This is a genomic window from Streptomyces lacaronensis (assembly GCF_047337785.1).
GTDB lineage: Bacteria > Actinomycetota > Actinomycetes > Streptomycetales > Streptomycetaceae > Streptomyces > Streptomyces lycopersici.
Genome location: NZ_JBLHDK010000003.1, coordinates 6,766,717 through 6,793,383, shown reverse-complemented (window position 1 = coordinate 6,793,383; position 26,667 = coordinate 6,766,717). Strand labels below are relative to the sequence as shown.

Sequence of the window (26,667 nt, the reverse complement as noted above, 5' to 3'; positions counted from 1 at the left end):
CGACGATTGGAGAATCGGCTGGCCGGAGCGGCGGGTTAACCGTTCCGACGTCCTTCGTTCACCTTTACGTACACCCTAGGTCAAGACGAATGCCGACCGGCGACCTAGCGTCACCCGCGTGGTTAAGCTCTCCGTCATCGTGCCGTTCTACAACGTGCAGACCTATGCCCCCGACACGCTCAGAAGTCTGCGCGCGAACGCGCGCGAGGACTTCGAATTCATTCTCGTCGACGACTGTGCCACCGACGGGACCCCGGAGATCCTGGAGCGCGCAGAACGCGACCTTCCGGGGGCCGTCTACGTACGGCATGAGAAGAACGGTGGGCTGGCCACCGCGCGGAACACCGGCCTGGACAACGCCACGGGGGAGTACCTCGCCTTCCTCGACGGCGACGACTGGCTGGCCCCCGGCTACTACGCCCAACTGCTCGCGGCGATCGAGGACTTGGGGTGCGACTTCGTCCGCACCGACCATGTCCAGTGCACCGCCCGGGCGCGCTCCATCACCCGGGTGCCGCACGGCCGCCGCAATGAGGTGATGAACCCTCGGGACGTGATCCTCCCGGCCGACCGCTCCACCTCGGTCGACTACCCCTACGCCTGGGCGGGCATGTACCACCGCCGCCTGGTCGACGAGGGGCTGCTGCACTTCACCCACGGGCTGCGCACCGCCGAGGACCGACCCTGGATCTGGCGGCTGCACCGCGAGGCCCGCAGCTTCGCCGTCCTCGGCCTGGCCGGGGTGTTCTACCGGCGCGGGGTCTCCTCCTCGCTCACCCAGATCGGCGATGTGCGGCAGCTCGACTTCATTCGCGCGTTCGACCAGGTGATCGAGGAAACCGCGCGGGACCGCGACGCCGACGCCCTGCTGCCGAAGGCCGTCCGCACCTATTGCGCGATCATTTCCCACCACCTCGGCAACATCGAGAGATTCGAACCACAAGTGGCACGCAAACTCCGTTCCATGTCGGCGGCGGCGATGAAACGCATGCCCCAGGACGTATTGAAGGACGCACTGGATTCCATGGACTACGAGCGCGCCGCGCGACTGCGGCGAGTCAAGCGCCGGTCCGCGGGGGCGGAGGTGGCGGCCTGATGTCCGCCTACAAGCCCCTGGCGGAGCGCAAGCGCACCCAGATCTTCCTCGCCTCGACCCTCTACGGGGCGGCGACCCTCGCGGCGGCGATCGACGCGGGCAGCGTCGGCCCGGCCGACCGCCGGCTGCTGCTGATCAGCAACAACGCCGCGACGCCTGAGACCACCCCGCCGGTGGACGAGATGCCCGGCTTCGATCGGCTGCGCGGCCGCTTCGACCGGGTGCTGTCCTGGAACGAGACGATCTCGCCGTTCCACCCCGGCGGCTGGGCCCCGCGCATCGACGACGCCCCGCTGTGGGAGCGCCATCTGCGGCTGCTGTGGAACCTCGGCGACGACAAGGTCGAGCTGATCCTGGAGTCCATCCAGGTCAACCCGGCGATGGCGGTCGCCAATGTGTTCCAGGGCGCCCCCATCGACGTCTACGCGGACGGGCTGATGAGCTACGGCCCGACCCGCAACAAGCTGGACCCGCTGATCGGCACCCGCATCCGCCGGCTGCTCCACCTCGACCTGGTGCCCGGGCTGCGGCCGCTGCTGCTGACCGAGTTCGGCGTCGAGCCGGAGATCCTGCCGACCGGGGTGTTCACCAAGGTGCTCACCGAGGTGGCCGAGGCCGCCCCGCGCGGCGTCGCCTCCGCCAGCGAGCGGATCGCGGTCGGAGGCGGCCCGGCGCTGATGCTCGGCCAGTACCTGTCCGCGCTGGACATCCTCTCCCCGCAGGAGGAGGAAGAGCTGCATCTGCGGATGCTGCGCGGTGCCGTGGCGCTGGGCCACCGCACCGTCGTCTTCAAGCCGCACCCCACCGCCCCGGCCCGCTGGTCGCGGTTGCTGGAGAAGAAGGCCGCCGAGCTGGGCGCGGAGCTGACCGTCATGGACACCCCGGTCCTCGCCGAGGTGCTGTACCAGCGGATGAGCCCGGCCCTGGTCATCGGCTGCTTCTCCACCGCGCTGCTCACCGCCGACGTCTTCTACGGGCTGCCGGTGGCCCGGATCGGCACCGATACGCTGCTGGAGCGGCTCACCCCGTACCAGAACAGCAACCGCGTGCCGGTGACGATCGTGGACGCGCTGCTGCCCGACCTCGAGGACCACAAGGCGGTGGCCGCCGCCCAGCCGGTGGACGAGCGGGCGGGCAAGCGGCTGACCGGGCTGGTCTCCGCGGTCGGCTTCTGCATGCAGGCCAAGATCTACCCGGATCTGCGCCCCGCGACCGAGCGCTATCTGTCCGCCCACCTGGACGACAACACCTGGCGCTACTTCAAGAAGCGCCGACTGACCGCGCTCGCCCTGCCCGGGGCGGTGCCCTCGCAGCTGGCGTTCATCCCGCGCAATGAGACGGTGCGCAAGGTGGCGCGCCGGGCCCGGGCCCTGAAGCGCGCCGCTCTCAAGCGGACGGTCACCGGATGAGCGCGCCGCCGGCCCCCGACGCCGGGCCGATATCCGACTCGGACGCCGGACCGATATCCAACGCGGCGGCGACGGCTCCCACGCCGGCGCCGCCGCGCGCCCCCGACATGGCCCTGGAGCGATCCGCCGAGCGCACCGCCAAGGCGGCAGCGCGCGGCGGAGGCCATCCGGTGCGGCTGCGGGCGCTGGACGGGCTGCGCCTGCTCGCCGCGCTCATGGTGGCCGCGTACCACTACGGCGGCCGCGACGGTGAGATAACCGAGGCGTGGGGCTCCTCGCCCCGCGCCCAGTTCCCCACCCTCTCCAGCTACTTCGCCTACGGCTGTCTCGGCGTCCAGATCTTCTTCGTCATCAGCGGCTTCGTCATCTGCATGAGCGGATGGGGACGGCCGCTGCGCTCGTTCTTCGCCTCCCGCGTCTCCCGCCTCTACCCCGCCTACTGGGTCGCGATCATCCTGGTGACCGGCGTCTTCGCACTGCCCTGGGTCGCCTACAAGGCGGTGTCGCCCAGCGACGCGCTGGTCAACCTCACCATGCTCCAGCAGCCGCTCGGCGTGGACCGGGTGCTGGGCGTGTGCTGGACGCTGTGGGCGGAGCTGCGCTTCTACGCCCTCTTCGCGCTGTTCGTGGTGCTTCCGGGCGCGACACGGCACCGCGTGGTGCTCTTCTGCGCCGTCTGGACGCTGGGCTCGGCGTTCGCCGAGGCGTCGGACCTGCCGCTGCTGGACGTGGTCCTGATGCCGGAGTACTCCTCGTACTTCATCGGCGGCATGGGCATCTATCTGCTCCACCGCTTCGGCCATGACGCCCTGGCCTGGGGCATCATCGGGATCAGCTTCCTGATCGGCCAGCACTACGCGATCCGTGAGCTGTGGCACCCGGCCAACGTCGACGCCTTCTCCTACCGGTCGGCCACCGGCATCATCGCCGTGGTCGCCTTCGGCTATGTGGCGGTCACGCTGATCGCGCTCGGCAAGCTGAACTGGGCCGACTGGCGCTGGCTGACCGTGGCGGGCGCCCTGACCTACCCGTTCTATCTGATCCATGAGCATCTGGGCTGGGTGGTCGTCTGGGTGCTCCACCAGAAGCTGGGCATCCCCTCCTACGGGACGTTCGCCCTGACCGTACTGGTGATGCTGGGCCTCGCCTGGTTGCTCTACCGCTTCATCGAGCAGCGGTTCACGCCGATGATCAAACGCTCGCTGAGCACGGCGCGGCTGTAAGGCTCGGTAAGGGCTTCGCGCTCTCTCAGGGGCTCCCCTCGCCCGTTTCCGCGGCGAGGGGAGCCCTCTCGCTACTCATCGGCACCCTCCTGAGCCTCCTGAGTCGTGTCGAACACCACTAGGCGTCAGGGGAGGGCTTGGCGGCAACCGAATTTGCCCCAGTGGGCGTTGGGGGTGTCCGACGGTCGTGACGCCTGCGGCGGGCTGTTCCCCTTCCCGCCCCTTCCCTCGACTGGGGCTCCGCACCGGACCCCGGCGCCCTGGCCGGTAAACCGATCACGGCCGGCGGTCGCCTCGTCAACCCCCGGGGGTTCGGGGGCGGGCGAGCCCGGGGCTCCCTCCCCCGGACCCCGGCCGGGCGACCGGGAAGCGCGCGGCCATCCACCGCACCGGCGTGCCGACCACGACCAGCCCACCGGCGCAGGTGCTCACGGTGTCACAGTCGGCCCGTCACCCCCGGGGCCCAGGGGCGGCGCCCCTGGTTACGGGAAGGGGCGGGTAGGGGAAAGCATCGATGTGCGGCTCCGCCGCGTGGTCCCCCGGACACCACGTAGGCCCTGTCCGGGCTCAGAGCCAGCGCGGGGCGTCGGTGCCCAGGTGGCCGGGTGGGCGGGCCCAGGCGAGTGGGCCGCCCGGGGTGGCGATCGGCGAGCGGGCATGGTGCAGCGTGCCCAGGTCGGAGGCGGTCTCGGCGAGCCAGGGCGCCGGGTCATGGGCGGGGCCGCCCGTCAGGGCGGCGGGGGCGATGCCACGGGTCAGCCAGGACGCGGTGCCCGCGAGGGAGAGCCGCAGATGGCGTCCGCCGCCGGAGCCCTGGCGCTCGGTCAGCGCCCGCAGCACGGCCGCCGCCAGCAGATAGCCGGTGCCGTGGTCGAGCGCCTGGGCGGGCAGCGCACCGGGGGGACCGTCGGCGTTCGCCTCGATCGCGGCGATGCCGGTGGCCGCCTGGACCAGGCTGTCGAAACCGCGCCGCCCGGCCCAGGGCCCGGACCAGCCCCATGCGCACAGCTGGGCCACGACCAGCCCGGGGTGGCGCTCCAGCAGGGCGTCCGGGGCGAGCCCGAAGCGGCCGAGCGCACCGGGGCGGTAGCCGGTGACCACCACGTCGGCGTCGGCGAGCAGCGCCTCGAAGGTACGCCGGTGCTCGGGCGCGGCGAGGTCGAGTGCGGCGGAGCGCTTGCCGAAGCCGGTGTCGGCGTGGGCGTCCGGGTCCTCGGGCAGCCGGGGGGAGTCGATACGCAGCACGTCGGCGCCGAGCAGGGCCAGCGTGCGGGTGGCCACCGGCCCGGCGATGACCCGGGTCAGATCGAGTACCCGCACGCCGCTCGCGGGCAACGCACCGCTCGCGGACAACGCACCGCTTGCGGACAACGCACCGCTTGCGGACGGGCGCGCTTCCCGGAGGCGGCGCGGGGTGCCCTCCCCGATCCGCCGGGACTCGATCAACGGCAGCGCGTCCAGCGGGATCTCGCTCTCATCCGGCTCCGCCACGGCCACGGCCAAACCGCCCGCCGCGTAGACGGTCTCCTGGATCGCGCGGGCGGGGCGGGCCGCGAGCGCCGCCGCGAGTTCGTCCGGCCCGCTGTCGCCGGGCAGGCCGAGGGCGGTAAGCAGCCGGGCGCGGTGGTGCGGGTAGTTGGCGTGCGTACGGACCCAGCCGTCGGCCGCGCGCCAGAAGCCGGACAGCGGGGCGAAGTTGGTGGGCTTCCGGCCGTCGATCCGCAGGTGCCGTTCGCTGACGAACGCGGTGGCGACGGCGCCCTCGTCGACCCGTACCGCCGGAACGGCCCCGCCGGAGCGCCGCGCGCCCAGTTCGGCGGCGGCCAGCGAACATACGCCCACGGTGGCGCGGGCCAGCTCGGCCACGGGCAGCCGGGCGGGCAGTCCGCCGCCCACCGGGCGGTACGTCACCTGCTCCAGCAGCGCCGGATCGCCGCCGAGGGCGGCCCAGGCGTGGGCGGTGGCCGCGTCCCGCGCCTCCCGTGGTGGTCCATCGCTCCTCGTCATGCGCTCATTGTGCGCCTGGGCACCTGAGCGCCGGAGTGCCGGAGTGCCGGAGTGCCGGAGCGCCGGAGCGCCGGAGTGCCGGAGCGCCGGAGTGCCGGAGCACCTGGGCGCCCTACGGCGAGTGCCCCGCCCCCTCCTCCTGGTCGGGGACGGAGAGGGCGGGCCGTGCGAGGTGGGTGACGGGCCTACGCGGCGCCCGCCCGCTGGTAGAGGCCGAGGGCCTCGTTGCCCAGAGTCGGGTGGTATTCGTTCGTACCCGCGCTGACGCTGATGTTGCCGATCAGATAGCCCGCGCCGCCCGAGAAGTCGGCGAGGAAGCCGCCACCGCTCGACCCTCCGGTCTGGACGCAGTCGATGCCCCACATCGTGGAGCCGGGGCGGCCCGCGTCGGCGAACTCATTGCCCTCGCAGTGGTTCAGCCGCTCGCCGTTGCCCTCGGCGGCGGAGCCTCCGTAGCCGAAGGAGTGGACATGGCGGCCGGTCTGCGAGTTGAAGGCGATGCCCTGGGCGCCCACGGTGTCGGCCAGGGTGCGGCCGTTCAGCGTGTTCATCACGGCGAAGGCGTAGTCCCAGTTGGCGTTACCCCGAGTGGAGACGTACTGGGCGTCCCAGAAGAGGCGGCGGGCGGCGAAGGTGCCGTAGGGGCGGTTGCCATTGTTGTAGCCCGGGATGAAGACCCAGTTGCGGTAGCCGGTGCCGGTGGCCGCGTCCACGGTGCAGTGGCCGGCGGTGAGCACGACGGACTTGTTGTCGCTGTTGGCGACAGTGGCGGAGCAGGCGAAGGTGCCTCCGGATGCGTTCTGGAAGAAGACCTTGCCCGCCGTGGTGCTGATCAGGCCGCCGCCGGTCCAGGCGGTGGGGGACGTGGCCCGGGTCGAGGGCGCGGAGACGGGCGCGGTGGGGCCCGGGAGCGGGGGCACGCTCACCCGCTCACCCGTGGTGGTCGCCGGGTCCGCGAGCTTCGCGGTGCGGGCGGCGGGCAGGGTGGTGACGTCCTTGGCGGTGCGCAGCCGTTCCGCCGTCCAGAAGCGGACTGCGGCGCGCTGCCCCTCGGTGGAGACGGAGGTTCCCTGAGCGGAGGGAGCAGGGTGGGCCGGGGCCGGGGCGGGGGTGGCGGCGTGGGCGGCGGTTCCGGCGGTCCAGCTGAGGGTGGCGAGGGTGAGGGCGCTGAATAAGGTGGCGACACGTCTCATGCGGTCGGCTCCAAGTCCGTTGGAGGTGCCCGAGAGCGCCGGACAACGTTGTCTGACGCTTTGTCGCCGGTAGGGTGCCACGACTGGTCCAGACCTGCCATGAGGCCGGACATCACAATTAGGGATCCCCCTAGCTGTGCTGTCCGGGGACGTCGGTGACGGCCGTCGCCCGGCGTACGTCAGCGTTTCGTAAGGGCTCGACCGGTGGGCAGCCCTCCGGTCGGTCCCTACGGTGTATGCACCGGGCAAGCGCTTCGTTCTGCACGCCCCGACGTGACATCGGACTCTGAGGTCCCGCGTATCGCAACAGCAAGGCACCACTCCCGGTCCCCTGCGCGACCCGAGTCTTCGAAGGAGAGAATCTTGCGCAAGTGCGTCGCTGAATTCATCGGCACGTTATTCCTCGTCCTCACCGTCGCAGCGGCGGTGCTCACCAAGGCCCCTCAGGCTCCGCTGGCGATCGGCGGGGTCCTGATGGTGATGGTGTACGCCGGGGGTCATGTCTCGGGCGCCCACTACAACCCCGCTGTCACCCTCGCCGTCCTCCTGCGGGGACGGATCACCGCGACAGACGCGGCGGCCTACGTGGGGGCACAGTTGGCGGGAGGCGCCGTCGGAGCACTGATCGCCCGCTGGGCCGTCGACCCGGGCAAGGTGACGGCGCTCTCCTTGTCGGGACGGCAGCTCGGCGCGGCGCTGCTGGTGGAGGCGCTGTTCACCTTTGCCCTGGCCTACGTCGTGCTGAACGTGGCCACGAGCAGCGGCCACCCGGACAATTCCTTCTACGGTCTGGCCATCGGATTCACCGTGCTCGCAGGCGCCATAGCGGTGGGCGGCATCTCCGGAGGAGCGTTCAACCCAGCCGTCGCCGTGGGCGGCTCCATCGCCGGACTGTTCTCCTGGTCCTCGCTGTGGATCTACCTGCTCTCGCAGATCGTCGGGGGCGCGCTCGCGGCCGTTGCCTTCCTCGCGCTCAACCCCCACGAACGCGGGGTACAGGTGATCGAGCCCGGCGCGGGGCCCGACGTCACGCCGGGTGCGGAAGCGCCGGCTTCACACCTGGCCTCCCCATGACCCCTGGATCCGTTCGCCGCGCTGAACACCGCCACCGGCAAGGTGATCGGCAAGCTGTCCGCTCAGCACCGGGCAGTGGACCCCCAGGACTTCCTCGATGAGATCGACCGCCAGACCACACCTGGTCTGGCGGTCCACGTCATCGGTGACAACCTCGCCGCCCACAACTCACTGGGCGAAGTCCAGCAGGACCTTGCAGGACTGGCTGCGGTCCGCGGCCAAGGCGAACGCCTCCGCCGCCTCCCCCACCGGCCGCACCCCGCTGATCAGCGCGTCGAACGACGGCTCAGCCGCCAGCAGCCGCAGCGCGTCGTCGAATTCGGCGTGGAAGCGCAACGCGCCCCGCAGTTCGATCTCGCGGCTGACCAGTACGTTCCCGGCGAACGGGCTCTGTCCGGGCGGCAGCATGCCGAGCTGGACGACGACGCCGCCGCGCCGCACCCTCCGCAGGCAGGTGTCGAGTCCGGCGGCCACACCGGATGCCTCGATGGCGATGTCGGCCTCGTCCGAGGGCCAGTTGGGGTCGTCCGGGTCGTCGGCCCGTACGCACGCGGTCGCTCCGGCCGCCGCCGCGAACTCCAGGGCACGGGGCAGCAGATCGGTCGCCGTGATGGTCGCCGCGCCCGCCGCGCGGGCCGCCGCGATGGTGAGGCAGCCGATCGGACCGGCGCCGGTGACCAGCACATGACGGCCCTTCACCGCACCCGCCCGCCGCACCGCGTGCAGCGCGACGGACAGCGGTTCGGCGAGCGCCGCCCGGCGCGGGTCCAGCCCGTCGGGCAGGGCGCGCAGTTGCGCCGCCGGGACGGTGATGCGGGAGGCGAAGCCGCCCTGGACGTGGGGGAAGCGGGCGGCGCTGCCCAGGTAGCGGGTGTCGCGGCAGACGTTGGCGCGGCCGTCGGCGCACTCGGGGCACACCTCGCACGGCGTGGCCGGGTGTACGGCGACGGGGGTGCCGGCCGAGGGCCCGGTCGCGCCCGCGCCGTACGCCACCACCGTGCCCACGACCTCGTGTCCCAGCACCATCGGCTCCTGGAGCCGGAAGTCGCCCACCCCACCGTGCCGGTGGTAGTGGAGATCCGATCCGCAGATCCCGCCGTAGCGGATCGCCACGAGCGCCTGCCCGGGCGCCGGTTCCGGCTCCGGGAGTTCCTCGACGCGTAGATCACCCTGTCCGTGGATCACACAGCCCAGCACCATCCGGCCAGCCTCCTCAAGCTCACCTGGTATCCCAGCGTTCACAGCCCGTCAGGGCTCACAGCACGCTCGTCATGCCGCCGTCTACGTACAGCACCTGTCCGCTCACGAAGTCCGCGGCCGGGGACGCGAGATACAGCAGCGCCCCGATCAGGTCCTCGGTGCGGCCCCAGCGCCCGGCCGGGGTCCGGCCGCGCACCCAGGCGCTGAACTCCTCGTCCTCGACCAGCGGCCGGGTCAGCTCGGTCTCGATGTAGCCGGGGCCGAGCCCGTTGACCTGGATTCCGTACCGGCCCCAGTCCGCGCACATGCCCTTGGTGAGCATCTTCAGCGCGCCCTTGGTCGCCGCGTAGGGCGCGATGCCGGGGCGGACCACTTCGCTCTGGAGGGAGCAGATGTTGACGATCTTGCCGTGGCCGCGTGCGGTCATCCGCCGGGCGGCCTCCCGGCCCACCAGGAAGGCGCTGGTGAGGTTGGTGTCCAGGATCTGCCGCCAGGCGTCGTCGGTGAACTCCAGCAACGGCGCCCGGTTCTGCATCCCGGCGTTGTTGACCAGGATGTCGAGCGGGCCCACCCGCTCCTCGACATCGGCGATACCGGCGGCGACGGCCGGGCCGTCGGTGACGTCGAACGCGGCGGTGTGCACCTCCGCGCCCCCCGCGTCAGCGCCGCCAACGCCCCCGGCCCCGCCAAGGTCGGCGGCGGCCTTCTCCAGGGCCCGCGGATCACGCCCGTTGAGCACCACCGTGCAACCGGCCTCCACGAGCCCCCGCGCGAGGGCGTGGCCGATGCCCCGGCTGGAGCCGGTGATCAGCGCGGTGCGGCCCGCGATGTCGAAGAGCGGATGTGTCGTCATGGCGTACGTACCCCTACCTCTGCTACCTCTACTCGGCCTCTACTCGGCGCTAGATCACCAGTGACAGCAGCAGGACGAAGACGAGCCCGACGACGGAGATGATCGTCTCCATCACCGACCAGGTCCGCACCGTCTGCCCGACGCTCATCCCGAAGTACTCCTTGACCAGCCAGAATCCCGCGTCGTTGACATGGCTGAAGAAGAGCGACCCGGCGCCGATGGACAGCACCAGCAGCGCCACATGCGTGCTGGACATATCGGCGGCCAGCGGTGTCATCAGCCCGGCGGCCGAGATCGTGGCCACCGTGGCCGAGCCCGTGGCCAGCCGGATGGCGACCGCGATCAGCCAGGCGAGGAGCAGCGCGGAGACGTTCCAGTCCTCCGAGATGTCCATGATCATCTTGCCGACGCCGATGTCGATCAGCGTCTGCTTGAAGCCGCCGCCCGCGGCGACGATCAGCAGCATGCCCGCGATCGGGGCGAGCGAGTGCTCGACGGTGGAGGAGAGCCGGTCCCGGGTGAAGCCCGCCGGCCGGCCCAGCGTGAACATGCCCACGAGCACCGCCGCCAGCAGCGCGATCAGGGGGTTGCCGATGACGTCGGCGACCCGCTGGACCCCGTCCTCCGGGTCGTCCACGACGATGTCGACCAGTGCCTTGATCAGCATCAGCACGACCGGCAGCAGCACGGTGAACACGGTGACGCCGAACCCGGGGCGCCGTTCCAGCTCCTCCGACGGGCGCGTGGGCATCAGCCGGTCGGGCGGGGTGACGTCGACCCAGCGGGCGGCGACGCGCGAGAAGACCGGGCCCGCGATGATCGCGGTGGGGATGGCGATGAGGACGCCGAGCGCCAGGGTGATCCCCAGGTCGGCGTGGACCGCGTCGATCGCGGCGAGCGGGCCGGGGTGCGGCGGCACCAGGCCGTGCATCACGGAGAGGCCCGCGAGCGCCGGGATGCCGATCCGCATCAGGGAGAAGTTGCCGCGCTTGGCGACCAGCAGCACCACCGGGATCATCAGCACCATGCCGACCTCGAAGAAGAGCGGCAGCCCGATGATCCCCGCGATCAGCACCATGGCCCAGGGCATCGTCCGGTTGTTGGCCCTGGCGAGGATCGTGTCGACGATCTGGTCCGCGCCGCCGGAGTCGGCGAGCAGCTTGCCGAGGATCGCGCCGAGGGCGATCAGCACGCCGACGCCCGCGACGGTCGATCCGAGACCGGCCGAGAAGCTGGTGATGACCTTGTCGAGCGGGGCTCCCGCGACGGCGCCGAGCGCCAGTGAGCCGATCGTCAGCGACAGAAACGCGTGCAGCTTGGTCTGGGTGATGAGCAGGACGAGAACGGCTATGCCGACGAGGACGGCTATGCCGAGCTGTGCGTGACCGGCCGACGTGATCGGGTCGACGGTGTCCGCTGCCAGCATCTCGGCGCTGAGTCTGGTCACGGCGGGTTTCCTAACGTGCGTTACTGATGTTCGAGCCGCCGCAGTTCGGCGGCGGCCCGCTCGGTGATGACCTCGGGTTCGGGGGAGATGTCGACGGCGACGCCGTACTCGTCCGGCTGAAGCGGTTCGAGCGTGGCGAGCTGGGAGTCGAGCAGGTCCCCGGAGAAGAAGTGGCCCTTGCGCTCCTTCATCCGCTCGGCGATCCGCTCGCGGTCGCCGGTCAGATGGAGGAAGACGATGCCGGGGGCGGCGGACCGCAGCCGGTCGCGGTACATCCGCTTGAGCGCGGAGCAGCTCACCACTCCCCCGCCCTCGGCGTGTTCATGGGCCCAGGCACCGATGGCGTCGAGCCAGGGGCGTCGGTCGTCGTCGTCCAGCGGGGTCCCGGCCGACATCTTGGCGATGTTGGCCGGCGGGTGGAAGTCGTCCGCCTCGGCGTACGGGACGCCGAGCTCCTCCGCCAGCAGAGGGCCGATCGTGGTCTTGCCCGTTCCGGACACTCCCATGACCACGACTACCTGGGGGGCGTGCATTGTGTGAAACCTCGCTGTCTTCTTCGACCTCGGCGCCGCCGGACACTCAACCGCACAGATACGACGTATTCAAGAGTCCGTGACTTAAAAGTCATACTTATTTGATGGACGGGTGGCCGCGTAGGCTGAGCCCATGGACGAACAGGGGCCCGAGGGCCGTGGTCAGAGGCCCAGGGGCCGGGGGCTGCACGACCGCGTCCTGGAATCCCTCGGCCCCGCGATCACGGCGGGCGACTACCCGCCCGGCACGGTGCTACGCACGGACGAACTGGAGCGGCGCTACGACGTCTCCCGCACGGTCGTCCGGGAGGCGGTGCGGGTCCTGGAGTCCATGCACCTGGTGGAGTCCCGCCGCCGGGTCGGGGTGACGGTGCGCCCCACCGAGGAGTGGGACGTCTTCGACCCCCAGGTCATCCGCTGGCGCCTGGCCGGCCCCGACCGCCCCCGCCAGCTCCGCTCCCTCACCGCCCTGCGCTCGGCCATCGAGCCCGCCGCCGCCGGGCTGGCCGCCGAGCACGCCACCCCGGAGCAGTGCGCCGAACTCACCGGGCACGCGCTCAACATGGTGGCCACCTCGCGCGGCCAGCAGCTCCCCGTGTACCTGGTCCACGACGTGGCCTTCCACCGGGTGATCCTGCGCGCCTCGGGCAATGAGATGTTCGCCCGCCTCGGCGACGTCGTCGCGGAGGTCCTCACCGGCCGCACCCAGCACCGCGTCATGTTCAGCGACCCCGATCCGGAGGCGGTCACCCTCCACGTCCGCGTGGCCGAGGCGGTCCGCGCGGGCGACGCGGAGGCGGCGGAGCGCTATACGAAGGAGATCACCGTGGGCGCGCTGCGGGAGCTGGACATCCTGGCGCCCTGAGCGCGCCCGAGGGCGGCCGGTGCGCCCGGGTCAGATCTGGTTCTCACCCCCGTCGACGTAGAAGTTGGCGCCGAGGACGAAGCTGCTCTGCTCGGAGGCGAGGAACGCCACGAGCCCGGCGACCTCCTCCGGGCGTCCCATCCGGCCGATCGCGGCGGTCGTGGCGAGGTGTGCCTTGAACTCGGCCGCCTTGTCCTCGCCGGCGAGGGCCGTGATCGCCGGAGTGTCGATCGGGCCCGGCGAGATCGCGTTGACCCGGATGCCACGGCCCTTGAGCTCGTTGGCCCAGGTCCGCGCGAAGGACCGGATCGCGGCCTTGGACGCCGCGTACGCGCCGAACGCCTGCGTGCCGTTGTCGGCGGCGGTGGAGGCGTTCAGGATCACCGAGGCACCGTCGTTGAGCAGCGGCAACGCCTTCTGCACGGTGAACAGCTTGCCCCGCACATTGACGGCGAAGATCCGGTCGAGGTGCTCCTCGGTGACCTCCTCCAGCGTCGCGAAGGCGGCGGTCGCCGCGTTCGCGAAGACCACGTCAAGGCCCCGGCCCCGGGCGCGGACCGCGTCGTAGAGCCGGTCCAGGTCGGCCAGGTTCGTGACGTCACCCGCCACCGCGGTGGCCCCCGCCGGGCCGATGGCCTCGACGGCCGCGTCCAGCTCGGCCTTCCGCCGGCCGGTGATGAACACGTGGGCGCCCTCGGCCGCCAGCCGTACGGCGGTGGCCAGGCCGATCCCGGTGCCGCCGCCAGTGATGACGGCGGTCTTGCCCTCAAGCTGTCCCATGTCAATGACCTCCCCAAATTTCGGTACCGTTCGGTACTGAACGCGAGCGTAGCGCACTTCTGCACCGACCGGTACTGAAGAGGTATGCTCGACGGCATGAAGACGCGGCAGCAGGCACCGATCGGCCGACCGAGGGGGTTCGACGCCGACGAGGCCCTCGAGCGCGCCATGCGGGTCTTCTGGGAGCAGGGCTACGAGGGCGCCAGCCTCACCGATCTGACCAGCGCCATGGGCATCACCCGCACCAGCATGTACGCGGCCTTCGGCAACAAGGAGGACCTGTTCCGCAAGGCCCTGGAGCGCTACTCCGAGGGCCCCGCGGCGTACGCGGACCGGGCCATGCGGGAACCGACCGCCCGGCAGGTGGCCACCGCGTTCCTGCACGGCTCCGTCCGGGCCAACACCCGCCCCGGCTGCCCCGCCGGATGCCTGGGCGTCCAGGGCTCCCTCGCCGCCGGCGACCCCGGACGCGGCGCCCGCGACGCCCTCATCGCCTGGCGCAACGAGGGCACGGCCCGGCTCCGGGACCGGTTCCGGCGGGCCGTCGACGAAGGCGACCTGCCACCGGACATCGACCCCGGAGTGCTCGCCCGCTACCTCATGACCGTGGCGAACGGCATGGCCGTCCAAGCGGCCAGCGGCGCCACGCGGGACGAGTTGCGGCAGGTGGCCGACGTGGCGCTGCGCAACTGGCCACCCGCGCCCTGAGTCCGCCCGAGGGGGTTCCGACCTCAGCGGGGAGTCGCGAAGACATCGCGCTCCGCGAGGTCCGAGAGAAGCCGCGCGGCCGCCCGGAAGTCGGCGTCGTCGTGCAACACGACGAGCCCGTGGTGTGCGGCCGTCGCGCAGATCAGCCAGTCGACGACGGACAGACTCTGATGCTGCCCCCGTTGGGCCAGCCGGTACTGGCCGGTCTCGATCCACTTCCAGGCGTTCTTCGGGACGGAGACGTCCGGGAACAGGTCCGCGAACATCTCTGTCATCCCGTCGTACTCATCCAGACCACGCGCCGACTGCCGGAACTCGGTGCGCTGCGGAGCGCACGAGCCGATGGCCCCCTCGTCCAGCTCATGACCCCATAGATCGTTGAGCTTGCGGTCACGCTGCAGACGCCAGACGGCCGTGGAGTCGGCAAGGTAGCGGATCACGGTCAGGCCGCGCCCTTCGCCGTATGCTCAGAGCCGCCCTTCTCGGCCGCGTGACGCTGCCAGAAACCTTCCTCGTCCCACTGCTGCGCCTGCTCCAGGTGGCGCAGGCGCGCCTCGGTGCGCGCCCGGCGCTCGGCGTACTCGCGGAGGGCGATGTTGACCATCTCCTTCTTGGTCTTGGCGCCGGACAGCCGCATGGCCTCCGCGAGGGCGTCGTCGTCGATGTCGATCTGGGTGGCGGACATCGGAACCTCCAAGGGATGGGCTACATACAAAGGTAGCCCACGCCACATACAAAGCGCAGGGTATGCGGGGAGTTCGCCGCCGAGTGGGCCGCCGAGTGGCTGGTCGCGACTTTGCCTCTCAGCGTCGCGCGCGAGCGCTGGACGGCTCGACGAGACGATCGCCGGAGAGCCGAGTGCCGGCCTGCTTGACGTGTCTCAGCACAGGTGAGACCTCCATGCTCTGCAGTCCGGTCAGGGACCCGATGCGATCCGAAGTGAACTCGAACAGTTCATCGAGGTCCCGGCAGTGTGCGACGGCGTGAATGTTCCAGGGCCCGGAGATGGCCGCGGCGAAGGCGATTTCGGGTTCCTGCGCGAGTGTGCGGCCCGCGCTCTTCACCGCTGACGGGTGCACACGAAGCCAGAGGTTCGCGCGAGCGTGATAGCCCAAGGCCGCTGCGGCGATCTCGACGTCGATGTGGACGACGCGGTGCTGAAGCAGAGCGTCAAGGCGTCGCGAGACGCGTCCCGGAGTCAGGTCGGCGGCTGCGGCGAGATCGACGAGGCTGGCGCGGCCGTCTGCGGCGAGCGCATCGAGCATCTTCTCGTCCTCGGGGCTGAGGCGCAGGGGCTCGCGAGCGACAACCGGAAGCTCGGTGAAGGGAGGCCCGCCGCTCCCCAACGCGGCCTCCTCCCTCGGGGACAGTGTGCCCCGCAGGGCGGACCAGTAGTGGGCGCGGCCTCCGAGGAATTGGCGGAGCATGGCGAAGGCGTTGATGTCGATCACCGCTGCGGTGCGGGGAAGCCGCTGCCCCAGGAGGTCCTCGCGCTGTTCCCGCGTCCTGGATTGCGTCGCGCAGGTGATCTCACAACCCGCCGCGCTCAGGGCCACCCAGTTGACGTCGTCACGCTCGGCGAGCGCGTCGGCGATCGCCCCGACACTGCCAGGGCGGCAGCGCAGTCTCACCAGCCACCTGCTCTGACCCAGGGCGCCCGGGTTGACCACACCGGCCACGCGGATGACGCCGTTGGCACGCAGACGGCGATACCGGCGGTTGACGGCACCCTCGGTCAGGCCGAGGGCGGACGCGATCGAGGCGAACGAGGCCCGCGGAGCGATCTGCAGCGCTCGAATGATTCGCACATCATCAGGATCTATCGATGCGGATTCCGTCATGAGCGCCCTCACCATATCGGCAATCGTACATACGAGCGCTCGTGACTCGTCCGCGACGCAGCGCGGGCGAAACACTGGGAGCGCACGGGTCGAGGGGCCACCGCGGCGGGCACCGCCCGGTGCCCGCCGCGGGCCTCGACGACGCCCGAACGAAGCACAACGCTCGAAGAACGGAGTTGACGCTGGATGTCATCGACTGGCGCCGAACAACACCCCCCGACGGCTCTCATCATCGGGGCCTCGCGCGGCCTCGGCCACGCGATGGCGGCGGAGTTCCTCGACAGGGGCTGGAACGTCGTCGGCACCGTTCGCGACACCACTGCCCGAACGCCGCTGCACGATCTCGCGGACCACGCCGACGGGCGGATGGCCATCGAACATCTCGACATCAACGATCCCGGCCAACTGCCCCCGCTGCACGAACGTCTGGCGCACCGTCGACTCGACGTGCTCTTCGTCAATGCGGGCACCACCAACAATGAGCAGACGCCCGTCGGCTCGGTCGCGACAGCCGACTTCATCGACGTGATGGTCACCAACGCGCTCAGCCCCATGCGCGTCATCGAGGCCCTCGAAGACCTGGTGTCCCCGGCGGGGCTCATCGGGGCGATGTCCTCCGGACAGGGCAGCATCACGAACAACACGACCGGAGGCCGCGAGATCTACCGAGGGAGCAAAGCAGCCCTGAACATGTTCCTGCGGAGCTTCGCGGCCCGGCAAGGCGAGACGCGGCGCGCCTTCGTGCTCATGGCGCCGGGCTGGATACGCACCGCCCTGGGTGGTCCGGACGCGCCGTTCACCATCGAGGAGACCGTCCCCTTGCTGGTGGATACCCTGCTCTCCCGACTGGGCACACCCGGCCTGGCGTATCTGGACCGCTTCGGCCAGACCGTCCCTTGGTGAATCCCGCGGCCCACCCCGGCGCTCCGGCTCGGGCCAGCGCCGGAAAGCGGCCCGTGGCCAACATTCCCGTCACCTGCGGGCCGGAGGCGCGCTGCCAGTCGCGCTTGGACAGGCCCGTGGCGCGCTCGGCCCGCGGGTTCGCGATCTCGCGCCTGATCGCGGCGGCGTGGGCCTCGTCCCTCCCGGCACGACCACCGTCCGCGATACGCACCCCGGCATCCGGTCCGATCCTCCTCGTGGGCCAAGGCGTCACCAGATGTCCGGTGTCGGGATCGCCCGGCTGAAGTCGCCACCAGGCAGTGCGTCGGTGGGGATCGACCAGTGCATCCAGCCGCCGTCGCCGCCGATCCACCACTCGTCCTGCCCGGACAACTGAAGCAAGTGCTGGTAATGGCTCGAATCCTCGCCGTCCGGCAGCGTCGGCGAGGATCCCGTGGGGAACAGCGGCCAGCCGAAGGCCATGTCGTCGGCGTGGAGCGCGTATGGCTGCTCCGACCAGCCGGGGAGCAGATCGGTGATGTCGAAAACGGGCATGTCGTCGACCACGGACCCCAAGTCGACCGTGTCCCAGGCCGGGTCGAATGTGTCGGGGAAGGCGAACCCGGGTGACGCCGTCCACGCGACCGGCTCGAAGACGCTCGACCGGGCCGGTGCGTCCGTCTCCACGGCGTGGGCGGAACGGGCCGGGACGACCGCCCCCAGCCGCGGGTCCATGAGGTCCAGCTTGAGCGAGAGTTCAAGGGCGGCGGGATCGCACCGCTCCGATTCGGAGTCGAGGGAGAAGAAGTTCAGCAGGCCCGTCCCGGCGGGGAGAAGGCCACCGAGCCAGGGTGCCAGGGCGTCGGTGTCGAGGACGGCGAGCAGGCTCAGCGGTACGCCCTCACAGTCGGGCCACGGCGTGCCCGGTTCGAGCATCGCCCGGCCGCCGAATCGACTGTGCCCGGCCGCCTCGCCCGGCCCGGCTTCGGTGAGCTCGAAGCCGGGCCGGGCGAGACGTACGAGGCGCGCGGCCAAGGGGGCGCCGAGTCGCTCGGCGCAGAAGTCATGCAGGGCGGAAAACGTGGCCTCAGGATCCATCCGGTAAGTCAAACACCCACCTGTGACAGGCGGGACGACAAGGCTCGGGAGCCGGGCGCACGGTCGGCAGGCGTTCGACGCGGGCGTCCCGCACCTCGATACGGAGCGCGGGCCCGGTGACGGTGAGTGTCAGCCGGAAGTTCCGCCCCGGCACGCGGCCGTGCAGCGCGGCGTTCGCGGCCGGCCCGGCGATGATCAGCGCCGCCGGGGCCCGAGAGCCCCGGCCGCGTGCCCGCCGGGACGGTGTGTCAGACCATGGCGAGGCGGTCCACCAGCAGCTCCACCCTCGGCTCGGCGAACTCGGGCCGCAGGCGGCCCGCGCGGGCCAGTGTCGCCAGGCCGTGCAGGGACGCCCAGAACACCTCGGTGAACAGCCCCGGGTCGACGCCGTCCCCGGCGACCTCGCCCAGGCTCTCCATCAGCGCGGCGAAGGCGTCCTTCAGAGGCTCCGGGGTGTCCTCCCGCGCGTACGCCAAGCCGCCATCGAGCTGGAACAAGGCGTCGTAGACCGCCGGGTTGCGTACGGCGAAGTCGAGGTAGGCGCGGGCCAGGGCGGCGACCCGGGCGCGCGGGTTGTCCTCGGCGGAGGTCGCGGCCCGCACCGCCACGGCCAGCTCGGTGGCGCCCTCCAGGGCGACGGCGCCGATGATCTCCCGCTTGCCGCGGAAGTGGCTGTAGAGAACGGGCTGACTGTATTCGATGCGCTCGGCGAGCCGGCGGGTGGTGACTGCGTCCCAGCCCTGCTGTTCGGCGAGTTCGCGGGCCGTCGTCACGATGAGGCGCTCGCGCTCCGCCCGTTCGCGCTCCTTGCGTTCCTTTACCGACATGAATCGACTCTAGCATCGCTAGACAAGCGAGCGGTAGCAGTACTAGCGTGGCCTCGATATCTAGCAGCGCTAGATCAACGGAGGGATCGTCATGCTCAGCACGCTCGAAGTCGTCACCACTGTCGTCGTCGGCCTGATGGTGGGGGTGGAGTTCTCCGTCGCCTTCATCATGAACCGGGTCCTGGACGCGCTTCCCGACGACAGCGGCCAGCTCGGCCACGCCCACAGCGGCCGGATGCTCGGCACCCTCATGCCGTTCTGGTACATGGGCTCGCTCGTCCTCAGCGTGATCTGGGCCGTCGCCGGATGGCACCACCACGGCACCGGACTCGTCGTCACCGCCGCCGGCCTGCTGATCGTCAGCGTGGTCATGTCGATACTGCTGCTCGTCCCGATCAACAACCGAAACAAGACCTGGACGCCCGACAATCGGCCCGCCGACTGGCAGCAGCAGCTGCACCGCTGGGGCCGCTACCACTACGTCCGCGTCGCCGTCATCATCGCCGCGTTCACCCTGCTGGTCGCCGCCCTCACCTGATACCACCGCTGCCCCGACATGCACTGGTTCGCCCCTGTATATCGACGGCTTGCGCCCCGTCGGGGTGAGTCCGAGAGGGCTTCGGATTTCCGCCCCGCGGCCGACGCCGCGCCCGTGTTCCGACCCCGCGGCCGACGCCGCGCCCGTGGCGCACAATCCCCACTCCTCGGGGACGACTGACCACCGAAATCCCGACATTCGGGAAGACAGCTGCCACTCACATCCCACGACTGCGATCCCGGCAAGCTACGCCCTCGATCAGCCGCGTCCCCGCGGCCTGATCAGGCCCCACACCACTCACCGGGCTCCACGAAGCTCACCAAGCCGACGAAGACGCGCAAGGAGAAGACCAATGTCGCTGAAGACCATCAACACCGTCCTGGCCACCGCGTTCATCCTCTTCATCCTCTGGTTCGGGACGGAGTACATCCTGAGCCCGGAGACGACGGCGCCGAGCTTCGGCCTGCCGAGCTGGCCGTCCGGCGACGGCGACGGCTTCCTGATCATCAAGGGAATCCGCGACGTCGTCCTGGCCCTGGTCCTGGGCATCCTGCTGGTGACGGGCCACCGCCGGGCGCTGGGCTGGGCGCTGCTGGTGGAGGCCCTCGCCGCGTACGGCGACATGACCAACGTGCTGGCCCACCACGGGTCCGTGGCCACCGCGCTCGGCGTCCACGGCCTGACCGCGACACTGATGGTGGCCAACGGCCTGCTGATCATGCGCGAGACCCGCAAGGTCGCGGCCGCCCCGGAAACGCCCGCCCCGCAGCCCGCCTAGGACGCGGACCGGGTCGTGATCAATCCGTGGTTTCGCCCGCTCCAGGCCCTGGCCCGGTAGACCGTCATGCGTGACGCGCGCGCAACTGACGGACGAAGAGCGGGAGTTCATCGAGCCGTAGCTGCCGATCGGCGAGTACGGCCCGTACCCCAAGACCCCGCGGCAGCAGTTCGAGGGCGTGATCTGGCGGTTCCGGACCGGCGGGCAGTGGCGGGAGATGCCGAGCGAGTTCGGTGCCTGGTCAACCGTCTCCAACCGCTTCTTGTTCAGCTGGGACCAGGCCCAGCCGTACGTGGAGGCGCCCCCGACCAGGACCACCGCGAGCACGACGACCACCGTGCGCCGCAGCCGCCGGGGCCACCGGCGGCGGGGGGGACGGGCTCGTCGGCGCCGTCGCCCCCGTCACGCGGCCGGTACGGGTCCGGCGGTATCCGGTGGCGCGGCGTCATATGCTGGGCCCCGCCGCCCGGCCACGAGCCAGCTGGAAGGGCATCGCCCACAGCGCCCGCAGCAGTTCCCTGTCCAGCCGCAGCGCGTATCCGGCGCCGAGCATCTGCGCCACGAGGAAGGCGACCCACACCCCGATCGACCCCACGGGATCGGCGAACGCCACGCCGTACAGGGCGAAGACGTCCACGATGGGGGCGAGCAGCGGCAGCACCACCTGGAAGAGGAAGAGGTAGGGCAGTGCTCGGCGGGCGAAGCGCCCGGCCGGGCCGACCTCACGGAGGGCGCGGCGGTGCTTCCACATGGCCTGGAGCGTGCCGTAGCACCAGCGGTACCGCTGCCGCCACAGCTGGCGCAGCGAGGTGGGGACCTCGGTCCAGGCGATGGCGGACTCCTGGTAGACCACCCGCCAGCCGGCCCGCCACAGGGCCATCGTGAGGTCGGTGTCCTCGGCCAGGGTGGCGTGGCTGACGCCGCCGACGCCCAGCAGCGCGTCCCGCCGGAAGGCGCCGATCGCGCCGGGCACGGTCGGCATGCACTCCAGCACCTCGTACATCCGGCGGTCGAGGTTGAAGCCGAAGACGTACTCCAGGTGCTGCCATCTGCCGAGCAGCCGACGGTGGTTGGCGACCTTGGTGTTGCCGCTGACCGCGCCGATGGCCGGGTGGGCGAGCGGCTGGATGAGCTGGTGGATGGCCTCCGGTTCGAAGACGGTGTCGGCGTCGACCATGACCACGATGTCGTGGTCGGCGTGGGCGAGGCCGGGGTTGAGGGCGGCCGCCTTGCCCGCGTTGGGCTGGCGGATCACCGCGACGCGGGGGTCGTCGATCCAGGTGGCGAGGTCGGCGGTCCGGTCGGTCGAGCCGTCGTCGATCACGATGATCTGAAGCCACCGGTGGGTGGAGGCGAGCAGTGACCGCACGGTGGACTCGATGCCCGCCTCCTCGTTGTTGGCGGGGATGAGGACCGTCACCGGCTCATTGACCTCGCGCAGCCAGGGGGAGCCGGGCCGGAAGCGGTGCAGGCGCCGGACGTGGGACCGCGCGAAGAAGACGAGCAGCAGCAGCCGCAGCAGGGCCAGGGTGCCCGCGACGCCGAGCACCCAGGTCATGGCCTGGACGAAGCCGTGCCCGATGGACTGGACCTGGAGCAGCGCCTTGCCCTGCACCTGGCCGACGGTGGAGGCCGGGGTGTCGGCCGGGGAGCGGCCGAGCCCCTCGGACACCGTCGTGTACTTCTCGACCTTCCGGTTCCGGAAGAGCTTCTTCACCTCGCTGTAGGCGCTGTCGGTCTGGCTGTACTGCTGGACGACGCCCCGCTCCGGCTTCCGCGTCGGCCGGTCGGCCGCGACCAGCAGATGGCCCTGCTCGGCGGCGCGCCGGGCGGCCGTCCACTCACCGCCGCACATCGTGTCGGCCTGGGTGGTGAGCGGCAGCCGCAGCAGCTGGGTGTTGATCCCCGCGCTGCCCGCGAGCGCGGTCCGGGTGAGGGACAGCTCCAGCCGGGTGCGCGCGGCGGAGGCCGAGCCCAGGTCGGAGCCGGTGTAGGTGAACGAGCCGATCTCATGGCCCGCGTCGCGGATCCGCCGCACCAGCTCGGGGTGGCGGGCCGCCTGCACGCCGGAGAGGAAGAAGGTGGCGTGCGCGTGGTGCGCGCGCAGCAGGTGCAGCAGGCGTGGGATCCAGACGGGGTCGGGTCCGCCGTCGAAGGTGAGGGCGACGGTGCGGGCCGGCATCCCGGCCGTCTGCGCCGTGGAACCGTCGAGGCGCACCACCGGCTTCCCGGTGTCGGCGGCCTTCGGGATCGGGCTCGTACAGGGGCTGCGCGTGGACTGGGAGGCGACCTCGTGGGTGGTCCAGCCCTCGGAGACCAGCGCGGCGGCGACGGCGGAGACGACGACGATCAGCAATAGCCAGTGGCCGCGCGGCTCGGGGCGGTGTGCGTGCCGGCTCACCAGGGGCCGCCCCCGGACGGCGAGTCGGCGGCAAGGGGATCGGTCACCGTGGTGCCGTAGGTGTATGAGCTGGGCCAGGGCCGTGTGGCCGGGGCGGTGCCGGTGCCGGACCGCTCGGCGGTCCTGGGCGGCTCCTGGTCGTCCTGCCACAGCACACCGGACAGGGCGGCCACGAGCAGCAGCAGATAACCGACGCAGGCACAGCCGACAGCCAGCGCCGCGAGCGCCAGGAGCTGTCTCCGGCCGCCAGAGGCATTGACGAATATCTGACCGGTTTGTTTTCTTCGCCGACGCTTTTCGGTCACCCTCTTCACCTTGTGGCGGAAGTGTAGCGACGCGTTCACACGCTCGTGACCACGCGAGATGGCGCCCTCCTCGTTACCGAAGGTAGCCGCGACCTGGTCTTTCTCTCTCAAGCGGGGATGTCTGAAAAGCGTGAGAGAAGGCTCACTGCGGGCCGGGGCGGAACACCTGGGGCCAGCGCTCGTACCACCGCTGGTCGGCCTCCAGCTGGGCCGCCAGCGAGATGAGCACGGGCTCGCTGTTGGCCGGGCCGAGGAACTGGGCACCGAGCGGCAGCGTGCGGTGCTCGGGGTCGGCGAACCCGGCGGGCACGTTCATCGCGGGCCAGCCCAGCACGTTCCACGGCCAGGCGTACGGGCACGCCGCGATCATGGCCCGATCCGTACGCCACCCGGACAGACCGGCCATGGCACCGATCCGCAGCGGGGGCGTGGCCGTCGTCGGGGAGAGGACGACGTCGAAGCGGTCGAAGATCGCCCCGACCTGGCGCCGCAGCGGCTCCTCGTACGTCCGCGCCCACCGCAGCGCGGCGCCGCCCAGCAGGCGGCCGTTGCGGACGGCGCCGCGGGTGCGGATGTCCAGCAGCAGCGGATCGGGGACCCGGCCGGACCATTCGGCGAGCCCGGCCGTGGCGCGCGGCAGGAAGGAGAAGCCCACGAGCCCGTAGCGCGGCTCGGCCTCCACCACCTCGTGGCCGAGGGCCGCCAGCCGCTCGGCGAGCCGGACGACAGCGGCCCGCACCACCGGGTCCAGCCTCTTCGGCGTGCCGGTGAAGGCCGTCTTGAACGACAGGGCGATCCGCAGCCGCCCCGGGTCGCGGCCCACCGCGGACAGCACGTCCACCGGCTCGGGGCAGTGCAGATCCCCCTCGCAGTTGCCGGTCGCGACATGCAGCAGCAGCGCCGCGTCGGCGACCGTACGGGCCAGCGGGCCATTGCAGGTGATGCCGTTGAAGGCCTCGGCGTCCGGCCAGGTGGAGATCCGGCCGCGCTGGGGTTTGATGCCGATGAGATGCGTCCAGGCGGCGGGGATGCGGACCGAGCCCGCGCCGTCCGAGCCCAGCGCGGCGGGGACGATACCGGCGGCGACGGCGGCCGCGCCGCCGCCGGAGGAGCCGCCGGGGGTGTGCTCCGGGCTCCAGGGGTTGCGGGTGTCGCCGAAGGCGGGGCCCTCGGTGAACGGCCACTGGCCCAGCTCGGGGGTGTTGGTCTTGCCGACGATCACGGCCCCGGCCGCCTTCAGCCGCCGTACCGCCTCGCCGTCCTCGGCCTTGGCGGGGAAGTCGCCGCAGCAGCCGAAAGCGGTGGGCTCGCCCGCCACGTCCGTATCGTCCTTGACCGCGAGCGGGACGCCGAGCAGCGGCAGCCGCTCCCCCGCCGCCAGCCGCCGGTCCGCCTCGGCGGCCTCGCGCAGGGCGGCCTCGGCGCGGACACGGCGGAACGCGTTGAGCGTGGGCTGGGTCTCGGCGATGTGCTGGAGCGACTGCTCGACCAGCGCACGGGAGGTCACCTCGCCCCCGGCCAGGGCGCGGATCTGCTCGCCCAGACCCTTGGGAATGACGCTGGTCACCGTGGACCTCCTCGGGTGAGTTCGGCCACTCCCCCTTTACCCCAGGTGGCCGCTCGGCGCACCCTGGGCAACGGTGATGACCCTTTTCATCATGTGCATCACTTGCATCACTTGCATCGCATTCATCACTTACATCACGATCATCGCTGAGCACAGAGGACACCCGCATGACCGACATCGCGGCGCGCCGCACCGACCTCCACGCCCGCACCGGAGGCCCCTCCGACGGCGAGGACAACCTGTTGGAGCATCTGCTGGGCTGGTCGCTCGTCGTAGTCCTCGCATTGCTCATTACGCGGCTAGGGCTGCTCTGAGGCTGTCCGCCACGGTCCAGCACACTGCACCGCACCGTATGCCATAGTGGACCACATGATGTTCGACGCCGCAGCCTGGCTGGAATCCGCCACCATCGACCCCGCCGTACTCGCCCTGCGCCCCGACTACCGGGCGCTCCTCATCACCGCCGAGGGACTGCTTCCCGGGCCCAGCGACGAGCTGAGCGAGCGACTCCTGGCCGACGCCGAGTCGGCGGCGCGGAAGCGGTTCGGGGACGGCCCGGTGGAGGAGCATCCACATCTGGCCGCCTGGCGCGAGGCGTTCCGCGCCTTCGGCGCGAAGCCACAGCGCACCCGGCCCAGCGCGGAGGCGCTGCTGCGGCGGGTCTCCGCCGGGCTGCCCCGGGTGGACCGGCTGACCGACATCTACAACGCGGTCTCGGTCGGACATGTGATCCCGCTCGGCGGCGAGGACCTCGACCACTACGTGGGCGCGGCCCGGCTGGTGCGCGCCGAGGGCGACGAAACCTTCGAGACGACGGCCGGGGGCGAGCCCGTGGTCGAGCACCCGGCGCCCGGCGAGGTGGTGTGGCGGGACGACGCGGGCGCCACCTGCCGCCGCTGGAACTGGCGCCAGTGCACCCGCACCCGGCTCACGCATGACACCACCCGGGCGATGTTCGTGCTGGACGCGCTGGGGCCGATGGACGATACGGCGCTGAAGGCGGCCGGTGACCAGTTGGTGGAGGCGCTGACGGAGGCGAATGCGGGAGTGACGATCGCCTCCCGGCTGGTGGGCGGGGCGTAGGCGGGGCCGCCGGGGTCCTGGGCGGAGTCCCGGACACCCCCCTGGCCCGCTGGCACGCCAAGACGGCAGGGCCTGGCGACTGGGGCCAGCGGCCGTCGCGCGCTCGGGCGGCGGGGCGGCGGATCTTTCCCCGCCCCGCCCCTTCCCGCAACCAGGGGCTCCGCCCCTGGACCCCGGGGTCGACGAGCCGACCGTCGCCGCGCTCAGCGCCGACCGTGCCACCCGCGACGCGGTGGTCGAGCAGCTGGCCGGTGAGCCGTGGGCCAGGGCGTGACGTCCGCGGGACGGGCGCTGTCCGCGGCAGGTGGCGCCGCCGCGAGCACCTGCACCGGCGGACTGATCGCCGGGCGGACGCCCACGCACATCCGAACCGTCCGCCCCGGGTTCTGGCGCGGAGCCCCAGTTTCGCTCCAGAGGGGCCACGCGCTGAGCGTCGCCGCCGTGAACGCGGTCGGCACCCCGACACAGTGAACGCCCACGCACATCCGAACCGTCCGCCCCGGGTTCTGGCGCGGAGCCCCAGTTTCGCTCCAGAGGGGCCACGCGCTGAGCGTCGCCGCCGTGAACGCGGTCGGCACCCCGACACAGTGAACGCCCACGCACATCCAGACCGTCCGGCCCGGGGTCTGGGGCGGAGCCCCAGTTGAGGGAAGGGGCGGGGAGGGGAACAGCCCGCCGCGGGCGGCGCGGGCGGCACGATCCGACGCGGGCTAGAACAGGGCCTGCTGGCCCGGGGTCGGGGGTTCCTCCTCGCCGAACAGCTTCGGCGGAGTGGTGAGCAGCGGCGCGATCCGCCGCGAGCCGGGGCAGGAGATCAGCTCGTACGCGGAGCGCCGCCCCGGCGGATCATGGCGGGCGAAGCGCCCGCCGACGACCGCGATCTCTCGGGTGCAGACCGGGCAGGTGCGGCGGGGTGACGACGACATGGCTCCAGTGTCGCCCCTCCCCCCGACAACGGC

The 26,667-nt window shown here is 71.5% G+C and carries 27 protein-coding genes and 2 pseudogenes; 12 read left to right on the top strand and 17 right to left on the bottom strand.

Annotated elements, in window-relative coordinates:
• Positions 1-118: 118 nt before the first annotated feature.
• The 3 genes from ACMTAK_RS29535 to ACMTAK_RS29525 are packed head-to-tail and all read left to right on the top strand — an operon-like array spanning position 119 to position 3,728.
• The gene (locus ACMTAK_RS29535; RefSeq protein WP_138915224.1) at positions 119-1,096 is read left to right on the top strand and encodes a glycosyltransferase family 2 protein; all 978 of its coding nucleotides are present in this window, start codon (positions 119-121) and stop codon (positions 1,094-1,096) included.
• Entirely contained in the window at positions 1,096-2,505 is a 1,410-nt protein-coding gene (locus tag ACMTAK_RS29530) for a polysialyltransferase family glycosyltransferase (protein WP_413808991.1), read from the top strand. Before ACMTAK_RS29535 ends, ACMTAK_RS29530 begins: the two co-directional genes overlap by 1 nt.
• Positions 2,502-3,728 (top strand): acyltransferase family protein, encoded by a 1,227-nt coding sequence (locus tag ACMTAK_RS29525; protein WP_413808990.1) that lies wholly within the window; start codon positions 2,502-2,504, stop codon positions 3,726-3,728. Before ACMTAK_RS29530 ends, ACMTAK_RS29525 begins: the two co-directional genes overlap by 4 nt.
• 567 nt (positions 3,729-4,295) lie before the next feature.
• On the opposite strand, the gene ACMTAK_RS29520 is transcribed toward ACMTAK_RS29525, so the two are convergent.
• Both ACMTAK_RS29520 and ACMTAK_RS29515 read right to left on the bottom strand, forming a co-directional pair.
• On the bottom strand, positions 4,296-5,735 hold the full coding sequence (locus tag ACMTAK_RS29520; protein WP_413808989.1) for a CoA transferase: 1,440 nt from the start codon (positions 5,733-5,735) through the stop codon (positions 4,296-4,298).
• A gap of 185 nt (positions 5,736-5,920) precedes the next feature.
• Entirely contained in the window at positions 5,921-6,928 is a 1,008-nt protein-coding gene (locus ACMTAK_RS29515; protein ID WP_413808988.1) for a hypothetical protein, read from the bottom strand.
• Positions 6,929-7,132: 204 nt separating this feature from the next.
• On the opposite strand from ACMTAK_RS29515, the gene ACMTAK_RS29510 reads away from it, so the two are divergent.
• Positions 7,133-8,002, top strand: a complete 870-nt coding sequence (locus tag ACMTAK_RS29510; RefSeq protein WP_413808987.1) for an MIP/aquaporin family protein — start codon at positions 7,133-7,135, stop codon at positions 8,000-8,002.
• A gap of 168 nt (positions 8,003-8,170) precedes the next feature.
• On the opposite strand, the gene ACMTAK_RS29505 is transcribed toward ACMTAK_RS29510, so the two are convergent.
• Genes ACMTAK_RS29505 through ACMTAK_RS29490 form a run of 4 tightly spaced genes read right to left on the bottom strand, consistent with a single transcriptional unit; the run spans position 8,171 to position 12,035 of the window.
• The gene (locus ACMTAK_RS29505; protein WP_413808986.1) at positions 8,171-9,202 is read right to left on the bottom strand and encodes an L-idonate 5-dehydrogenase; all 1,032 of its coding nucleotides are present in this window, start codon (positions 9,200-9,202) and stop codon (positions 8,171-8,173) included.
• 55 nt (positions 9,203-9,257) lie between these two features.
• Positions 9,258-10,055 (bottom strand): SDR family oxidoreductase, encoded by a 798-nt coding sequence (locus ACMTAK_RS29500; RefSeq protein WP_413808985.1) that lies wholly within the window; start codon positions 10,053-10,055, stop codon positions 9,258-9,260.
• A gap of 49 nt (positions 10,056-10,104) precedes the next feature.
• A complete protein-coding gene (locus ACMTAK_RS29495; RefSeq protein ID WP_413808984.1) occupies positions 10,105-11,502 on the bottom strand; it encodes a GntT/GntP/DsdX family permease in 1,398 nt (465 codons plus the stop codon).
• A 20-nt stretch (positions 11,503-11,522) separates the two neighbouring features.
• Positions 11,523-12,035, bottom strand: a complete 513-nt coding sequence (locus tag ACMTAK_RS29490) for a gluconokinase (RefSeq protein WP_413808983.1) — start codon at positions 12,033-12,035, stop codon at positions 11,523-11,525.
• Between the two features lie 133 nt (positions 12,036-12,168).
• On the opposite strand from ACMTAK_RS29490, the gene ACMTAK_RS29485 reads away from it, so the two are divergent.
• Complete coding sequence (locus ACMTAK_RS29485) at positions 12,169-12,900, top strand: FadR/GntR family transcriptional regulator (protein WP_413808982.1); 732 nt, start codon at positions 12,169-12,171, stop codon at positions 12,898-12,900.
• A gap of 30 nt (positions 12,901-12,930) precedes the next feature.
• Here ACMTAK_RS29485 and ACMTAK_RS29480 read toward each other — a convergent pair whose 3' ends face one another.
• Complete coding sequence (locus tag ACMTAK_RS29480) at positions 12,931-13,680, bottom strand: SDR family NAD(P)-dependent oxidoreductase (protein WP_413808981.1); 750 nt, start codon at positions 13,678-13,680, stop codon at positions 12,931-12,933.
• Positions 13,681-13,776: 96 nt separating this feature from the next.
• Between ACMTAK_RS29480 and ACMTAK_RS29475 the strand changes: the two genes are divergently transcribed.
• Positions 13,777-14,388, top strand: coding sequence for a TetR/AcrR family transcriptional regulator (locus tag ACMTAK_RS29475; protein ID WP_413808980.1), 612 nt, complete (start codon positions 13,777-13,779; stop codon positions 14,386-14,388).
• A gap of 23 nt (positions 14,389-14,411) precedes the next feature.
• On the opposite strand, the gene ACMTAK_RS29470 is transcribed toward ACMTAK_RS29475, so the two are convergent.
• The 3 genes from ACMTAK_RS29470 to ACMTAK_RS29460 all read right to left on the bottom strand — a co-directional run bounded on the left by ACMTAK_RS29470 (position 14,412) and on the right by ACMTAK_RS29460 (position 16,229).
• Entirely contained in the window at positions 14,412-14,828 is a 417-nt protein-coding gene (locus ACMTAK_RS29470) for a PIN domain-containing protein (protein ID WP_413808979.1), read from the bottom strand.
• 2 nt (positions 14,829-14,830) lie between these two features.
• Positions 14,831-15,073 carry a type II toxin-antitoxin system VapB family antitoxin gene (locus ACMTAK_RS29465; protein ID WP_413808978.1) on the bottom strand — a complete coding sequence of 81 codons (243 nt, stop codon included), beginning with the start codon at positions 15,071-15,073 and terminating at the stop codon, positions 14,831-14,833.
• 118 nt (positions 15,074-15,191) lie between these two features.
• On the bottom strand, positions 15,192-16,229 hold the full coding sequence (locus tag ACMTAK_RS29460; RefSeq protein WP_413808977.1) for an Lrp/AsnC family transcriptional regulator: 1,038 nt from the start codon (positions 16,227-16,229) through the stop codon (positions 15,192-15,194).
• Between the two features lie 186 nt (positions 16,230-16,415).
• Here ACMTAK_RS29460 and ACMTAK_RS29455 point away from each other — a divergent pair, with 186 nt between their 5' ends.
• Positions 16,416-17,132 (top strand): SDR family oxidoreductase, encoded by a 717-nt coding sequence (locus ACMTAK_RS29455; protein WP_413808976.1) that lies wholly within the window; start codon positions 16,416-16,418, stop codon positions 17,130-17,132.
• A 25-nt stretch (positions 17,133-17,157) separates the two neighbouring features.
• Here ACMTAK_RS29455 and ACMTAK_RS29450 read toward each other — a convergent pair.
• The 3 genes and pseudogenes from ACMTAK_RS29450 to ACMTAK_RS29440 form a co-directional block, all read right to left on the bottom strand.
• A pseudogene (locus ACMTAK_RS29450) lies at positions 17,158-17,292 on the bottom strand (TetR/AcrR family transcriptional regulator); the annotation flags it as partial.
• An 89-nt stretch (positions 17,293-17,381) separates the two neighbouring features.
• Positions 17,382-18,209: a DUF1963 domain-containing protein gene (locus tag ACMTAK_RS29445; RefSeq protein ID WP_413808975.1), complete on the bottom strand. Its 828-nt coding sequence runs from the start codon at positions 18,207-18,209 to the stop codon at positions 17,382-17,384.
• A gap of 248 nt (positions 18,210-18,457) precedes the next feature.
• Positions 18,458-19,036 carry a TetR/AcrR family transcriptional regulator gene (locus tag ACMTAK_RS29440; protein WP_413808974.1) on the bottom strand — a complete coding sequence of 193 codons (579 nt, stop codon included), beginning with the start codon at positions 19,034-19,036 and terminating at the stop codon, positions 18,458-18,460.
• Between the two features lie 91 nt (positions 19,037-19,127).
• On the opposite strand from ACMTAK_RS29440, the gene ACMTAK_RS29435 reads away from it, so the two are divergent.
• From ACMTAK_RS29435 to ACMTAK_RS29425, 3 genes and pseudogenes are all read left to right on the top strand, one after another.
• Positions 19,128-19,574, top strand: coding sequence for an anthrone oxygenase family protein (locus tag ACMTAK_RS29435; protein WP_413808973.1), 447 nt, complete (start codon positions 19,128-19,130; stop codon positions 19,572-19,574).
• A gap of 352 nt (positions 19,575-19,926) precedes the next feature.
• The gene (locus tag ACMTAK_RS29430; protein ID WP_413808972.1) at positions 19,927-20,352 is read left to right on the top strand and encodes a DUF4267 domain-containing protein; all 426 of its coding nucleotides are present in this window, start codon (positions 19,927-19,929) and stop codon (positions 20,350-20,352) included.
• A gap of 121 nt (positions 20,353-20,473) precedes the next feature.
• Positions 20,474-20,602, top strand: a pseudogene (locus tag ACMTAK_RS29425) (transposase); the annotation flags it as partial.
• Between the two features lie 195 nt (positions 20,603-20,797).
• Here ACMTAK_RS29425 and ACMTAK_RS29420 read toward each other — a convergent pair.
• The 3 genes from ACMTAK_RS29420 to ACMTAK_RS29410 all read right to left on the bottom strand — a co-directional run bounded on the left by ACMTAK_RS29420 (position 20,798) and on the right by ACMTAK_RS29410 (position 24,625).
• Entirely contained in the window at positions 20,798-22,756 is a 1,959-nt protein-coding gene (locus tag ACMTAK_RS29420; RefSeq protein ID WP_413813028.1) for a bifunctional polysaccharide deacetylase/glycosyltransferase family 2 protein, read from the bottom strand.
• Entirely contained in the window at positions 22,750-23,058 is a 309-nt protein-coding gene (locus ACMTAK_RS29415; protein WP_413808971.1) for a hypothetical protein, read from the bottom strand. The genes ACMTAK_RS29420 and ACMTAK_RS29415 overlap by 7 nt, the downstream gene beginning before the upstream one ends.
• A gap of 142 nt (positions 23,059-23,200) precedes the next feature.
• On the bottom strand, positions 23,201-24,625 hold the full coding sequence (locus ACMTAK_RS29410; RefSeq protein WP_413808970.1) for an amidase: 1,425 nt from the start codon (positions 24,623-24,625) through the stop codon (positions 23,201-23,203).
• Positions 24,626-24,792: 167 nt separating this feature from the next.
• Between ACMTAK_RS29410 and ACMTAK_RS29405 the strand changes: the two genes are divergently transcribed.
• Positions 24,793-24,939, top strand: coding sequence for an SCO1431 family membrane protein (locus ACMTAK_RS29405; protein ID WP_413808969.1), 147 nt, complete (start codon positions 24,793-24,795; stop codon positions 24,937-24,939).
• A 55-nt stretch (positions 24,940-24,994) separates the two neighbouring features.
• Positions 24,995-25,708 carry a B3/B4 domain-containing protein gene (locus ACMTAK_RS29400; protein ID WP_413808968.1) on the top strand — a complete coding sequence of 238 codons (714 nt, stop codon included), beginning with the start codon at positions 24,995-24,997 and terminating at the stop codon, positions 25,706-25,708.
• Between the two features lie 710 nt (positions 25,709-26,418).
• Here the strand turns inward: ACMTAK_RS29400 and ACMTAK_RS29395 are convergent.
• Positions 26,419-26,634: a hypothetical protein gene (locus ACMTAK_RS29395; RefSeq protein ID WP_037953453.1), complete on the bottom strand. Its 216-nt coding sequence runs from the start codon at positions 26,632-26,634 to the stop codon at positions 26,419-26,421.
• Between the last annotated feature and the right edge of the window lie 33 nt (positions 26,635-26,667).